The sequence below is a fragment of the Schumannella soli genome (genome assembly GCF_006517435.1).
Classification (GTDB): Bacteria; Actinomycetota; Actinomycetes; order Actinomycetales; family Microbacteriaceae; genus Schumannella; species Schumannella soli.
Map to the genome: position 1 here is coordinate 252624 of NZ_VHQG01000005.1, position 13773 is coordinate 266396.

The 13773-nt window shown below is 70.9% G+C and carries 13 protein-coding genes; 9 read left to right on the plus strand and 4 right to left on the minus strand.

Annotated features, from left to right (window positions below):
- Window positions 1-22: 22 nt before the first annotated feature.
- Entirely contained in the window at window positions 23-1255 is a 1233-nt protein-coding gene (locus FJ657_RS16190) for an MFS transporter (RefSeq protein ID WP_141164749.1), read from the minus strand.
- Window positions 1256-1398: 143 nt separating this feature from the next.
- Here FJ657_RS16190 and FJ657_RS16195 point away from each other — a divergent pair, with 143 nt between their 5' ends.
- Window positions 1399-1740 carry an ArsR/SmtB family transcription factor gene (locus FJ657_RS16195; protein WP_141164750.1) on the plus strand — a complete coding sequence of 114 codons (342 nt, stop codon included), beginning with the start codon at window positions 1399-1401 and terminating at the stop codon, window positions 1738-1740.
- Between the two features lies 1 nt (window position 1741).
- Window positions 1742-2326 carry an SRPBCC family protein gene (locus FJ657_RS16200; protein WP_141164751.1) on the plus strand — a complete coding sequence of 195 codons (585 nt, stop codon included), beginning with the start codon at window positions 1742-1744 and terminating at the stop codon, window positions 2324-2326.
- Here FJ657_RS16200 and FJ657_RS16205 read toward each other — a convergent pair.
- The 3 genes from FJ657_RS16205 to FJ657_RS16215 form a co-directional block, all read right to left on the minus strand.
- Window positions 2323-2781 carry a DUF3817 domain-containing protein gene (locus FJ657_RS16205; RefSeq protein ID WP_255447400.1) on the minus strand — a complete coding sequence of 153 codons (459 nt, stop codon included), beginning with the start codon at window positions 2779-2781 and terminating at the stop codon, window positions 2323-2325. The genes FJ657_RS16200 and FJ657_RS16205 overlap by 4 nt on opposite strands.
- Before the next feature lie 376 nt (window positions 2782-3157).
- A complete protein-coding gene (locus FJ657_RS16210; RefSeq protein ID WP_141164753.1) occupies window positions 3158-4240 on the minus strand; it encodes a trans-sulfuration enzyme family protein in 1083 nt (360 codons plus the stop codon).
- 139 nt (window positions 4241-4379) lie between these two features.
- Window positions 4380-5018: a hypothetical protein gene (locus FJ657_RS16215; protein ID WP_141164754.1), complete on the minus strand. Its 639-nt coding sequence runs from the start codon at window positions 5016-5018 to the stop codon at window positions 4380-4382.
- A gap of 301 nt (window positions 5019-5319) precedes the next feature.
- Here FJ657_RS16215 and FJ657_RS16220 point away from each other — a divergent pair, with 301 nt between their 5' ends.
- The 7 genes from FJ657_RS16220 to FJ657_RS16250 all read left to right on the plus strand — a co-directional run bounded on the left by FJ657_RS16220 (window position 5320) and on the right by FJ657_RS16250 (window position 13737).
- Window positions 5320-6627 carry an MFS transporter gene (locus FJ657_RS16220; RefSeq protein WP_181409015.1) on the plus strand — a complete coding sequence of 436 codons (1308 nt, stop codon included), beginning with the start codon at window positions 5320-5322 and terminating at the stop codon, window positions 6625-6627.
- Window positions 6628-6931: 304 nt separating this feature from the next.
- Complete coding sequence (locus FJ657_RS16225; protein ID WP_181409016.1) at window positions 6932-7993, plus strand: sugar ABC transporter substrate-binding protein; 1062 nt, start codon at window positions 6932-6934, stop codon at window positions 7991-7993.
- 28 nt (window positions 7994-8021) lie between these two features.
- Entirely contained in the window at window positions 8022-9530 is a 1509-nt protein-coding gene (locus FJ657_RS16230; RefSeq protein WP_141164757.1) for a sugar ABC transporter ATP-binding protein, read from the plus strand.
- A gap of 5 nt (window positions 9531-9535) precedes the next feature.
- Entirely contained in the window at window positions 9536-10555 is a 1020-nt protein-coding gene (locus FJ657_RS16235) for an ABC transporter permease (protein ID WP_219995945.1), read from the plus strand.
- A 118-nt stretch (window positions 10556-10673) separates the two neighbouring features.
- Window positions 10674-11240, plus strand: a complete 567-nt coding sequence (locus FJ657_RS16240; protein ID WP_141164758.1) for an SIS domain-containing protein — start codon at window positions 10674-10676, stop codon at window positions 11238-11240.
- Between the two features lie 167 nt (window positions 11241-11407).
- Window positions 11408-12247, plus strand: coding sequence for a class II fructose-bisphosphate aldolase (locus FJ657_RS16245; RefSeq protein WP_141164759.1), 840 nt, complete (start codon window positions 11408-11410; stop codon window positions 12245-12247).
- 44 nt (window positions 12248-12291) lie between these two features.
- Window positions 12292-13737, plus strand: coding sequence for an FGGY-family carbohydrate kinase (locus FJ657_RS16250; protein WP_181409017.1), 1446 nt, complete (start codon window positions 12292-12294; stop codon window positions 13735-13737).
- Window positions 13738-13773: the final 36 nt, after the last annotated feature.

Below are 13773 nucleotides of genomic sequence, written 5' to 3' on the forward strand. Positions count from 1 at the left end.
TCCGCGGCGGCGCGGACGGGTTCTAGACCCCCGCGCAGCCGCGGCGCAGGCCGCGCACGACGAGCGCCGCGCATCCCAGCAGCACGACCGCGGTGCCGATGAGCGCGCCCGCGAACGACACGAGCGGGGCGAGCACCGCGAGCAGCGCCGGCAGGAAGAAGCCGGCGTAGGTGATCGAGTAGTAGACCGCCGTGAGGCCGGCGAGGTCGTGCGGCGTCGCCATGTCCTGCACGGCGGCGAGGCCGAAGACCATGCAGAGGCCGTAGCCGGCGCCGAAGAGCGGGGCCGCGACGAGCACCGCCGGGATCGAACCGGTGACGGCCGCGGGGATGAGCAGCACCGCGCCGACGGCGATCAGCGCCATGCCGAGCACGCCGTGGCGGCCGCGCGTGAGCCGGGCGATCGGCGCCGACAGCAGCTGGACGACCGTGCCCGTGCCCAGCGTGACGACCGTCGCGAGGGTCGCGAAGCCGACGCGCAGCTCACCCGTCTCGCCCGCGACGAGGCTCGGTCCGACCGCGAAGGCGAGCGCCGGCGCCGCGAAGACCCACGGCGCGAGCGGGAGCACGGTGCGCACGAAACGGCGGCGGGCGTGACGGGGGATGCGCAGATCGCCGAGCAGCGAGCGCACGGTCGGGTCGGGCATCCGCGTCTCCGGCGCCCGCAGCAGCACGACGCCGGCGAGGATCGTCGCCGCGATCTGCACCGCGTAGGGCAGCACCGTCGGCAGCGGCGCCCACTGCGCGAGCACCCCGCCGATCCCGGCGCCGCCGCCGAAGCCGGCGGTCAGCGACAGCGCCGCACGACGAGCTCCCGCCGTGGAGTGACCGGACGCGACCGACAGCTCCTTGATCCAGCTGCTGCCGACGACCATGCCGACCGCGACGCTGACGCCGCACACGAGACGGCCGACGCTCATCCCGACCACGCTCGAGCTGGCGGTGGCGAGGATGACGCTGCCGGCCACGCCGATCACCAGCCCGCCGAGCATGACCGGCTTGCGGCCCCAGCGGTCGCTCCACGCGCCCGCCAGTGCGAAGCCGGGTACGAGGCCGATCACGTAGAACGCGAGGAAGAGGTCGACCTCGACGGTCGAGTAGCCGTAGACACGCTCGTAGAGCTGCATGAGCGGAACGAAGTGGTTGCCACCCCACGCGAGCGCGACGACGATCGGCGCGACGCGCAGCCATCCGTGCGTGGCCGCGATGCCGGTGGATGCGCGGGATCCTCCGTCGGGACCGGGTGCGTCGCTCACTGCTCGAGCCTAGGGCGGCGGCGGTTGCGACCGCGTTGCCGGCGGCGGGCCGATCGCGGGGGAGTGGACCGTGGGCGTCGGCCGGATCCTTGACAGGTCGGCATCGGCGCGCATAATTAACACATTCGTTAAGTGAGGATGCGATGGCCGACGACGCACTCAGCGGCACCTTCGCCGCACTCGCCGACCCGACCCGGCGCGCCATGCTCGCCCGGCTCGTCGAAGGCGAGGCGACCGTGACCGAGCTCGCCGCACCGCACGACATCAGCCTGCCCGCGATCTCGCGGCACCTGAAGGTGCTCGAGCATGCCGGACTCATCAGCCGCGGACGCGACGCCCGCTGGCGCCCCTGCCGACTCGAGCCGGCCGCGCTCGCCGACGCCGACGCCTGGATGGAGCCGTACCGCCGCTTCTTCGGCAGCCGGCTCGCCCGGCTCGACGCGCAGCTGCGCGCATCCGCCTCACCCACCGCGAAGGAGCAGTGACATGACCGACCCGGCCCCCGCATCCACCGGACCCGCCGCCACCGAGCGCCATGGCTTCACCCTGACGTGGCGCTTCCCCGTTCCGCGTGACCGGGTGTTCCGCGCCTGGACCGACCCCGCGCACCTCGACTGGTTCTTCAACGACGAGCAGCCCCGCCCGGCCGAGCCGACCGAGGTCGACCTGCGCGTGGGCGGCGCCTGGCGGCAGACGATGGTCATCGACGCCGAGACGCGCTACGTGACCGGCGGCGTCTACCGCGAGATCGTCCCCGACGAACGGCTCGTCTTCGTCTTCGGCGCGGTGGGCGGATGGCCCGAGCTCGCCGGACCCGCGATCGACGACGCCCCCGTCACCACGCTGACCTTCGTCGACGCCGAGGTCGACGGCGCGCCGGGCACGCTGCTCACGCTCGACCTCGACTTCCCGGTGCACCTCGACGAGCACGTGGCGCGCGAGCTGCTCGGCGCGATGCGGCCCGGATGGCAGCAGACCGTCGCCCGGCTGCGCGCCGAGATCGGTGGCGCCGGGGTCGAGGGCGCCGCGATCGGCGGTGCCGGGGGCGGCGGCGTCGCGGAGTCGGACTAGGCGGGCGTACCGACCGTGGTGGATGCGGCAGCCGGCTCGCGATGCAGCAGCCGGCGACGTCGCATCCAGAGTTCGAGCGGCACGGTCACGAGCGGCGGCACCGCCGCGGCCAGCGCCAGCAGGGTGACCCACCAGCGCCAGCGGAACGCGATCGCGCACACGATCGACAGCGCGCCGTAGACGAGGAACGCCCCGCCGTGCGCCGTGCCGAACACGGTCACGACGTGGTCGGTGGTCTCGGTCACGTACTTCAGGAACATCCCGACGAGCAGCCCCGCCCAGGTCACCGCCTCGAGCGTGGCGATCGCGATGAAGATGCGCCCGAGGCGACTGACCCGCGTGGCTGAATCGCTCGGCGTGGCGAGCCGGCTGAGCAGCCCGCGCGGCGTGCGCTCGGGCGGAGTCGGGTCGACGAGCGACGTGGATGCGGCGTCAGGTGCTGCGGGTGAGGTCACCAGCGCGGTCCTTTCCGGGAGGGCGTCAGGCGGCGCATCCACGCTATCCATGCCCCCTGGGAGACCCCGCCGCGGTGATCCCGGGCATGTGACCCCGAGTTGCCGACTTCCGCGGGATCCCGAGGCCGGCATGCCGCGGAAGCGGGCAACTCGGGGTCACCGGGTCATGGATGCCGTCGAGTTGCCCACTTCGGCTGGGTTACGGCAGCCCAACCCGAACGAAGTGGGCAACTCGCGGAGAGTCGTCCGCGCGCATTCACGAGTTGCCCAGTTCCGCGGGATGCCGAGCGCGGCACGCCGCGGAAGTGGGCAACTCGGGGAGCATGCGGGTGGAGTCGCGCCGCGGGGAGCGCTGTGCAGGGTGCGGCGCAGGGCCTCAGGCGCCGGCGACCGCCGCGTCGAGTGCCTGCGTCAGGTCGGCGGCGAGGTCGTCGATGTGCTCGATGCCGACCGACACACGCACGAGGCCCTCGGGGATCGTCACGACCTCGCCCGACCAGCGGCGGCGGCGCTCGAGGGTCGTCTCGACCCCGCCCAGGCTGGTCGCGAAGCGCGCCAGGCGGGCGGCGGCGACGAAGCGCTCGGCGCTCGCGGCATCCGCGAAGACGGGCGCGATGATCGCGCCGAAGCCCGGGTAGCGCAGCTCGGTCAGCGCGGGGTGACCCGACAGGCGCTCCACCAGCGCGGCCGCGTTCTCCGACGCGCGCTCGACGCGCAGCGCCAGCGTGCGCAGGCCGCGCAGCACGAGGTAGACCTCCATCGGGCCGGCCGTGGCGCCGAGGATGGTGCGGCGGCTGATCAGGCGAGCCTTCAGCTCGGCGTCGCGCACGACGAGCGCGCCGAGCACGGCGTCGCTGTGGCCCGACAGGAACTTGGTGGCCGAGTGCAGCACCACGTCGGCGCCGAGCTCGAGCGGACGCTGCAGGATCGGCGTCGCGAAGGTGTTGTCGACGACGGTGAGCACCCCCTTCGCGTGCGCGGCGGCGAGCAGCGTCGCGAGGTCGGCGACCTCGAGGGCGGGGTTGGTGGGCGACTCGATCCAGAGCACGGCGGCGTCGTCGAGCTCGGCGAGCACGGCATCCGTGTCGGAGATGTCGACGTAGACCCGGGTCAGCGCGCCGCGCTCCTGACCCTCGTCGAGCTGCGTGAGCGAGCCGAGGTAGGCGTGCGTCGGGGCGACGACCTTCGCGCCGATCGGCAGGGTCGCGAGCACTGCGTTGGTGGCGGCCATGCCCGAGGCGAAGACGAGAGCGTCGCCGCCCTCGAGTGCGCCGATGGCGTCTTCGAGCGCCGTCCAGGTCGGGTTGCCGAAGCGGCCGTATTCGAGGTCGCCGCCCCCGACGAAGGTCGAGGCGAAGACGACGGGGGTGTTGAGGGGCGCGTCGGCGACCGGCTCGGGGCGCCCGGCCACGACGGCGGCGGTGGCGGGGTGCAGGGGTTCGGCGGCTGAGGTGCTCATCGGGTCAACTCTGGCACCTCGCGGGGGCTGCGTCGTACACGCGGCCCGGTCCGCTTCGGCGGTCGTGGCTCGTCGAGTCTCCGCGACCGCGGGAGCAGCCGCGTCGAGCGTCGCGACCCGGAGGCCCGGTGCCGTCGGCTCAGTAGGCCGGGCGCACCCAGCTGAGTGAGGTGAGGTCGAGGCGACGACGCACGGCCTCGAGCAGCGACTGCACGGGCACGAGGTCGAGGTCGGGCATCCACGAGCGGTCGGCGGTGGATGCGGCGGTGCCGCTCACGAGCGGGACGGCGGCGCTGCCGGCGCCAGCGGCCGAACCGGCGGTGCCGGCGGCCGAGGCGGCGCTGTCGCTCGAGATCGTCGCGCCGAGGCGCTGCAGGGCTTCCATGATCGGCGCGATCACGTCGCGTCCGTCGTCGTCGGGCTGCCAGCGGTGGCGCTCGATGAGGCCGCGGACGCGCGCGCCGGCGGTGCTGAGGGCGGACGACAGCTCGACCATGCCGATCGCGAGGAAGCGCGCGCGATCGCCGGTGGCGTCGATCTCGAAGCGGTGCGCGCCGGGGGCGGGAGAGGTGCTCGCGGGGGTGACGTAGTCGACGGATGTGGCTGCCGCATCCACCGGCACGCCGGCTTCGGCGTGGGCGACCGCGTCGAAGCGGGCGCCCAGAGCGACCATGTAGTCGACGATGTCGCGCACGATCCGCTGGGCGGTGGTCAGGTCGTCGGCGTCGGCGCGGTCGGCGTCGAGACGCGCGACGATCGCGAAGGTCGAAGAGCTCACGGCGCCTCCTTCTGGTTCGGGCACGCTGGCGAGGAAAAGTCGAGTCGCGCGCGCGAGTGCGCACACCGATCGCACGATACTCCTTCGCGCCGGGGCGTCGCATCGGCGACGGCCGGAACACCTCGGCGGCGAGCGCGCCGGGACGGTGCCCCCGTGCCCAGATCGCGGGGTTGGTGGCGAGGCGCGAGTCGGGGGATGATCCTCCGTCGGACCCGTGCGCATCCGCGTTGACCGTCGTGTGTAGTCTGTACGTACAAGCCGTACAAGGATGCGGTTTCCTCGCAATCAAGGGAGATGCTTCATGACCGAGCGCTCGGGCAACGCTGCCGCGCGACTCCTCGACCGGGTCGGCATCCCGGCGCCGCTGTTCCTCGGCTTCGTCGGGGTGCTGCTGTTCATGATCGGCGACGGCGTCGAATCGAACTACCTGTCGACCTTCCTCGCCGAGCAGCCGGGTCTGTCGGAGAACGCGGCCGCGATCACGATCAGCCTCTACGGCATCTTCGTCGCGGTCGGATCCTGGTTCGCCGGAACCCTGTCGAGCATCCTCGGCCCGCGCCGCGTCATGCTCATCGGCGGCATCGCCTGGGTCGTGCTCGAGGTCGTGTTCCTCGCGGTCGGCATCGGCGCGCACGTGACCTGGCTCGCGATCGTCGCCTACGCCCTGCGCGGCATCGGCTACCCCTTCTTCGCCTACGCCTTCCTGGTCTGGCTGAACACGGCGACACCGGCGCACCAGCGCGGCTCGAGCGTCGGATGGTTCTGGTTCGTCTTCGGCGCGGGCCTGCCCACGATCGGCTCGCTCGTCGCGAGCTGGACCATCCCGCACATCGGCGAGCTCGGCACCTTCTGGCTCGCGGCGGTCATCGTGCTCGCCGGTCTGCTGATCGCGTACTTCGGCGTGCGCGATCTGCGTCACGCGGGCCCGACCCAGCCGGATTCGGCGGGGGCGATGTCCGAGCTCGCGAAGGGCCTCACGATCCTCTGGCGCGACAAGCGCGTCGCGGCCGGCGCCTTCGTGCGCCTGGTCAACACGACGCCGAACTTCGCGCTCTTCGTGGTCGCCCCGTTCTTCTTCGTCAAGCAGGTCGGCTTCACGCAGGAGAACTATCTGCTGGTCGTGACGATCGTCTACACGGCGAACATCTTCGCGAACCTGTTCTTCGGCATCATCGGCGACCGCTTCGGCTGGAAGCGCACGGTCACCTGGTTCGGCTGCGTCATGTGCGCCGTCGGCGTGCTCGCGCTCTACTACGTGCCGCTCGCGATCGGTCCGAACTTCTGGGTCACCGTGATCTGCTGGGCCGTCTTCGGCATCGGCCTGGCCGGCTTCGTGCCGCTCACCGCCCTCGTGCCGTCGATGGTCAAGGTCGAGGATCGCGGCAGCGCCCTCGCCGTCTACACCCTCGCCGCGGGACTCTCGGCCTTCGTCGGCCCGGCGCTCGTCGCGCTGCTCGGCGGCGTGGCGAACATCACGGCGCTCATCTGGGTGTTCGCGGGCCTCTACGTGGTCGGCGCGATCGTCACCCTGGTGCTGCGCACCGACCAGGACCCGGGCCAGGCCAAGCGCCTCGGCTCCCCGGTCGCGAAGGACCTCACCTCGGCGTGAGAACCCGGGCGTCTGACGCCCTGAAGCAAGGCCGGAACGTCCGGCGGTCGTGTGGCGCGACCGCCGGACGTTCTGCTTTTCCCGGCGACGGGATCGCGCGGATCGCAAGCTCACCGCCGCGGTGCCGGTGAGCATCTGTCGTCAGGCACGATCCGGTCACGAACTGGGGTAGACCGCATCGCCTGTCTTGCACGGATGTGCAGATGCTGTACTTTCTGTACGGACAAGACGTACAGACCGCGCGACGATGCCGGATCAACGGAGATCGCGTACGTGTCTTGCTACTTCAGAGAGGAAGTCTGCAATGCGAATCACGGCAATCACGGGGGTGGCGGTCCTGGGCGTCGGCGCCCTGCTGCTGGCCGGCTGCTCGACGGGAGCCGCCGCCGGCGGCGACGCCAAGCCGGCCGACACCCAGCTGAGCTACTCCCAGCCGCACACCGACCCGTTCCAGAACGCCGAGAACGTCGGCTCGATGGAGCGCTTCAAGAAGCTCGGCTACGCGACCATCCCGGCGACCAACGCCGATCGCGACCCGGCGCAGCAGATCACCGACATCCAGACGCTCATCAACAAGGGTGCCAAGGGCCTCGTGATCTCCGTCGGCGACGCCGACGCCATCGTCCCCGCGATCGAGTACGCGAACGACCAGAACGTGCCGATCGTCGCGATCGACGAGGCGCCCGCCTCCGGCAACATCGCCATGATCGTCCGCGCCGACAACGTGCACATGGGCGAGCTCGCGTGCGAGGAGATGGGCAAGCGCGTCAAGGCCGGCTCGGCCGTGATCACGCTCGACGGCGACCCGGTCACCTCCAACGGCCGCGACCGCACCAACGGCTTCAACGACTGCATGAAGAAGAAGTACCCCGACGTGAAGCTCGTCAACGTCGCCACCGAGTGGGACCCGGCCAAGGCCGCCACCGGCATCGAGACGGCGCTCAACCAGTACGACAACATCGCGGGCATCTACAACCAGAGCGATGCGACCTTCTTCCCCACCATCCTCGACACCCTCAAGTCGCTCGGCAAGCTCAAGGCCGTCGGCGAAGAGGGGCACATCGTGCAGGTCTCGGTGGACGCGAGCCCGATGGCGATGACCGCGATCCGTGACGGCTACCTCGACGCTGCCGTCGCGCAGCCGATGACCGACTACATCGACTACGGCGCCGACTACCTCGTGCGCGCGATCAAGGGCGAGAAGTTCAAGGTCGGCAAGACCGACCACGGCAGCGTCATCGAGAAGCGCAAGGGCAACCTCGTCGATCTGCTGCCGACGCCCGTCGTGACGAAGGACAACGTCGAGGACCCGGAGCTCTGGGGAAACAAGAAGTTCGCCCTCGAGGCCTTCGGCGCCTCGAAGTAACTCCGACCGGAAGCGAGACGGAGACGTCATGACAACCCCATCCACCACCGTTCCCGCGATCCAGATCGATCGCGTCAGCAAGACCTACGGTGCGACGAAGGCGCTGCAGGACGTCTCCGTCTCGATCCTCCCCGGCCAGGTGCACGGACTGATCGGCCGCAACGGCGCCGGCAAGTCCACGCTCCTGCGCATGATCACCGGCCTCGAGACCCCCGACACCGGAGCGGTGCGCTTCTTCGGCGAGGAGGCGCCGCCGGCCTCCGACGCGAAGGCATGGCAGCAGCGCGTCGCCTGCGTCTACCAGCGTCCGTCGGTGTTCACGAACCTCACGATCGCCGAGAACCTGTTCGCCGGGCGCCTGCCCGGCAACGGGCCGTCGGTGTCGTGGCGCACGATGCAGAACGAGGCGGAGCGCATCCTCTCGGAGTGGCGCATCGATCTCGACCCGAAGTCGCTGCTCTCCGACGCCCCGATCGAGGAGCGTCAGATGCTCACGATCGCGAAGGCGCTCGACGCCGGCACCCGCATCGTGCTGCTCGACGAGCCCACGGTGCAGCTCGAGGGCTCGGCCATCCGCCGGCTCTTCGACAAGGTGCAGGAGCTACAGGACGACGGCGTCACCTTCGTCTTCGTCTCGCACTTCCTGCGCGAGGTCACCGCGATCTGCGACTCCGCCAGCGTGCTGCGCGACGGCAAGCTGCTCTGGTCGCGCACCGGCGACGACGTGAAGTCCGACGACCTGGTGGAGGCCCTGCTCGCGGGCCAGGAGCAGCGACGCCACCGGGTCGAGAGCGCGGCCGCGACGGCGACCGACACGGCGCCGGCGCTCGAGCTGCGCTCGGCCACCGAGAAGGGCGGCGCGTTCACCGACGTGTCGTTCCGCGTCGCGCCGGGCGAGCTCGTCGCCATCGGCGGCGTCGGCGGATCGGGCAAGTACTCGGTCGGCGAGGCTATCGCCGGTCTGCGCCGGCTCGGCTCGGGATCGGTGCTCGCCGACGGCGAGGTCATCCCCACCGGCAAGGTCAAAGCCAGTCAGAAGGCGGGCGTCGGCTTCGTGCCCGCCGACCGTCACAAGGACGGCTACGTGCCCCAGCTCAGCGTCGCCGAGAACATGACCATGGGCGTCATGGACCGGCTCGCACCGGCGGGCTTCTTCTCGCCGCGCAAGCAGAACGAGATGTCGCGCACCCTCATCCAGGACGTCGCGCTCGTTCCGCCGAACCCCGCCCTCGCGGTCTCCGGTCTCAGCGGCGGCAACCAGCAGAAGGTCGTGCTCGCCCGCGCGCTCGCCCGCGATCCGCGCGTGCTCGTGCTGATCTCACCGACCGCCGGCGTCGACATCGCCGCGAAGGACGCGATCTACGCGCTCATCCTGCGCGCCCTCGCCGACGGTGTCGCCGTCGTGCTCATCTCCGATGACGTCGAGGAGCTGCTCGTCAGCTCGCGCGTCCTCATCATGCGCGAGGGCCGCATCGCGGCCGAGCTCGCCGAACCCACCGAAGAAGACATCGTTCGAGCCATCGAAGGCCTGGAGTGAACCCCGTGAACAGCGCACGCACCACCGTCATCACCGTCCCGTCAGGGCGCAGTCCGTTCCTCGGATCCGTCGTGCGCAACGTGCGCGAGCTCAGCGTCCTGCCCGGCCTCATCATCGTCGCCGTCATCGGCGCGATCGTGAGCCCCGCGTTCCTCACGGCGCCGAACCTCACGCTGATCCTGCGTCAGTCGGCCGAGCTCGGCATCGTCGTCATCGGCCTGACCTTCATCCTGCTGACCGGCAAGCTCGACATCTCGCTCGAGTCGACCGTCGGCCTGGCGCCGATGGTCGCCGCCTGGCTGCTGATCCCGGCCGCGATGGGCGGACTCGGCACGATGATCAACCCCTTCGTGGCGATCCTGCTCACGCTCGTGATCGGCGCGCTCATCGGCCTCTTCAACGGCCTGCTCGTGGTGAAGGTGAAACTCGATCCCTTCATCGTCAGTCTCGCGATGCTGATCCTGCTGCGCGGCATCACGCTCGGCGTCAGCCAGGGCAAGACACTCGCCGGGCTGCCCGACGCCTTCCGCTACATCGGCTCGGCCCGCTGGTTCGGCGTCCCGGCCGCGATCTGGGTCACAGGAATCCTGTTCGTGATCGCCGCGCTCGTGCTGCGCTACGCCGCCTGGGGTCGTGCGCTGTACGCCATCGGCGGCAACGCCGACGCTGCCCGTGCCGCGGGCATCCGGGTGGATGCGGTGCTCATCACCACCTTCATCGTCGCCAGCACCTTGGCTTCTTTCGCCGGTCTGATGCTCGCCGGGCGCCTCGCCTCGGTCACGAGCGGAATGGGTCAGAACCTGATCTTCAGCGCGCTCGCCGCTGCGGTGATCGGCGGCGTGCAGCTCACGGGCGGCCAGGGCCGCATCGTCGGCGCGCTGCTGGGCGTGCTGCTGCTCGGCACACTGACGAACGTGCTCACCCTCGCGGGCGTGCCGACCTTCTGGATCAACGCGGTCTACGGCGGCGTCATCCTGCTCGCGCTCTTCGTCGGCCGCTTCGGCGCCCGGCCGAGCCGTACCTGACCCGGTGGGCTGGCGCTGCCTCGCGCCGCCGGCCCACCGTGCCCACGCCGAAATCAGGCCGTGGACGCTCCTCAAGACCAGAACGAACTGAACCGCCAGAACTGAAAGGGAGGACAGCATGTCCGACTTCCGTGAGACCAGCGCCGCCGTCGTCGCCGAGCTCGGCGAGGTGTTCCGCCGCGTGCCGCTCGACCAGATCGAGGCCGCGCTCGACGCGCTCGAGAAGCACCAGCGCATCTTCGTGCTCGGCATCGGCCGCGAGGGCCTCGGCTCGAAGGCCTTCGCGATGCGCCTGACCCACTTCGGCAAGACCGTGCACTGGGGCTGGGATGACACGACGCCGGCGGTGACCGCCGACGACCTGTTCATCATGCCGACGGGCCCGTCGAACATCCCCCACCTGCACTACATCGCCGAGCAGGTGAAGAAGACGGGCGCGACGCTGCTGGTCGCGACCGCGGTTCCGGACGGCCCGACCGCGAAGCTCGCCGACATCGTGCTCACGATCCCCGCGCACACCTACGGCGCCGACGACCCGAGCGGTCTCGTGCCGACGATCCAGCCGATGGGCAGCCTGTTCGAGCAGTCGCTCTGGATCTTCTGGGACGTGCTCTACTTCCAGCTCGTTCAGCGCACCGGCGCGAAGTTCGAGGATCTGGTCGCCCGCCACCGCAACTTCGAGTAAGCGGCGCACCCTCTCGCCCGTCGGCGGCGGCGCGCGGCTCATCACGCGCGCTCACCACCCGTCGCCGGCGGGCGATCCCCAGATCTCTTGTCGTACGTCTTGTACGTACAGACGGTACAGTTAGCCCGAAGCGCCGCGAGCGGCGATCCCACAGCGAAAGGACCCCCATGCCTCTGGTCAGCGGAATCGAGGTCGTGAACGAGTGCGTCTCGCGCGGTCTCGTCGCGGGAGCGTTCAACACCACCAACATCGAGACGACCATGGGCATCGTCGACGCCATCGAGAAGGTCGGCGTGCCCACCTTCATCCAGGTCGCCCCCACCAACGTCGCGCTCTCGGGCTACGAGTACATCTACGACATGGTCGCCCGCCGCCTCGCGACGACGAAGGTGCCCGTCGCGCTGCACCTCGACCACGGCAAGTCGCTCGACGCCGTCGAGAAGGCGCTGGCCGCCGACTTCACCTCGATCATGATCGACGACTCCGAGGCGTCCTTCGCCGACAACGTCGCCACCTCGACGAAGGCCCGTGAGATGTGCGGCCCCGACATCGCCCTCGAGGCCGAGCTCGGCAGCATCGGCGGCAAGGAGGACGACGTCGCCCCCGAGCGCGCCAGCATGACCGACCCGAACGAGGCGAAGGCCTTCGTGGATGCGGTGCGCAACGACATCCTCGCCGTGTCCGTCGGCAACGTGCACGGCTACGCCCCCAACGCGCACATCGACTTCGACCTGCTCGACGAGGTGCGTCACGCCAGCCCGGTGCCGCTGTGCATCCACGGCGGATCGGGCCTGCCGGCCGAGGAGTTCGGCCGCCTGCACGAGTTCGGCGTCGTCAAGGTCAACATCGCCAGCGACCTGCGCAACGCGATGATCCGCAGCTTCGGCGAGGCCTACAACGCCAACAACAACGAGAACTCGCTCATCCGGGTCTCGAAGGGCGCGGTCGTCGCGATCTCGGAGGTCGTCGAGCGCCGCATCCGCCAGTTCAACCCCTCCGTGGCCTAAGCCGCGGAACCGACAAGCCGCAGAACGACAAGGACAGGATCGCCGTGCTCACCACGATCACGGTCGACGTCGGCACCACCAGTGTGAAGCTCGGGCTCTTCGATCCCGAGGGGGTGGCGACGGTCTCGACCTCGCAGCCCACCCCGACCGTGCGCGACGCCGACGGCGAGGTCTACGACCTCGACGCGATGGCGACGCTGATCGGCGACTTCATCCACGGTCTCGACGCCGACCAGCGTGCCGCGGTCGAGCGCGTGGCGATCACCGGCGTGGGGGAGTCGGGCGGACTCGTTCTGCCCGACATCTCCCTCGCCTCGCCGATGATCCTCTGGCACGACCAGCGCGGTCTGCCGCTGCTGGCGGGGCTCGACGCGATGGACCGCACCCGGGCCTACCGCACGACCGGCCTGCCGGTGAGCGGCAACTACGGGCTGTCGAAGATCGCCTGGGCGCTGCGCGCCGCCGGCCCCGCCGCCCGCGGAGCCCAGTGGCTCAACATCGCCGAGTACATCGCCGCGCGCCTCACCGGCGTGCGCTGGTCGGAGTACTCGCTCGCCAGCCGCACCCTCGCGCTCGACCTGGCGACGGCATCCTGGTCGCAGGATGTCGCGGGGCTGCTCGGCGTGCACGTCGAGGTGCTGCCCGAACTGCGGCGCGCCGGCGATGGCGTGCCGATGCGTCCGGAGTGCGCCCGCGGCTTCGGGCTCGGCGCGGGCGTCATGGTGCACGTCGCCGGGCACGACCACATGGTCGGCGCCGTCGGCGCCGAGCTCGCGCACGGCGAGCTGCTCAACTCGACCGGCACGACCGAGGGGCTGCTGTTCCTGCGCGACGAGCCGAGCGTCGACGAGCACGCCGAGCGCTCGAAGCTCGCCAACGGCATCGGCGTGACGGGCGACGACTTCACCCTCTTCGCCTCCATCCCGACCGGCGGCTCGGCCTTCGCGACGCTGCAGTCGATGCTCGGAGTGGATGCGACATCCCTCGCCGCGCTCTGCTACGAGCTGCACGCCGAGTGGGTCGCCGGCCGCATCGACCTCGACCGCGTGCCGGTCGTGCTGCCGCAGTTCCGCGGCAGCCCCAGCCCGGCCAAGAACCCGCGAGCGCGCGGCGCGATCGCCGGGCTCTCCACCGACACCACCCGCGCCGAGCTCGTCTTCGGCGCCTTCCTCGGCATGGCGTGGCAGTTCGCCGACGTGCTCGAGCTGTTCCGCATCCAGCCCGACCGGGTGAAGGTGATCGGCCCGGCCAGCCGCAACGCGCTCTGGCTGCAGCTCAAGGCCGACCTGCTCGGCGTGCCGCTCAGCGTCTCGAGCCACCCCGAGGTCGTCTCGCGCGGCGCGCAGCTGCTCGCCTCGGGCGAGACCGGCGCGTGGGCCGACTGCGCCCCCGTCGACGTGCCGGCGGATGCCGCGCGTCACGCCGCGCTCACCGCCTGGGCCGACGCCGCGCGCCCGGTCTGGGAGCACCTGAAGGCGCTGCCCGCATGAGTGCTCTGGCCCACCACTCTGACCCGGCTCACCACC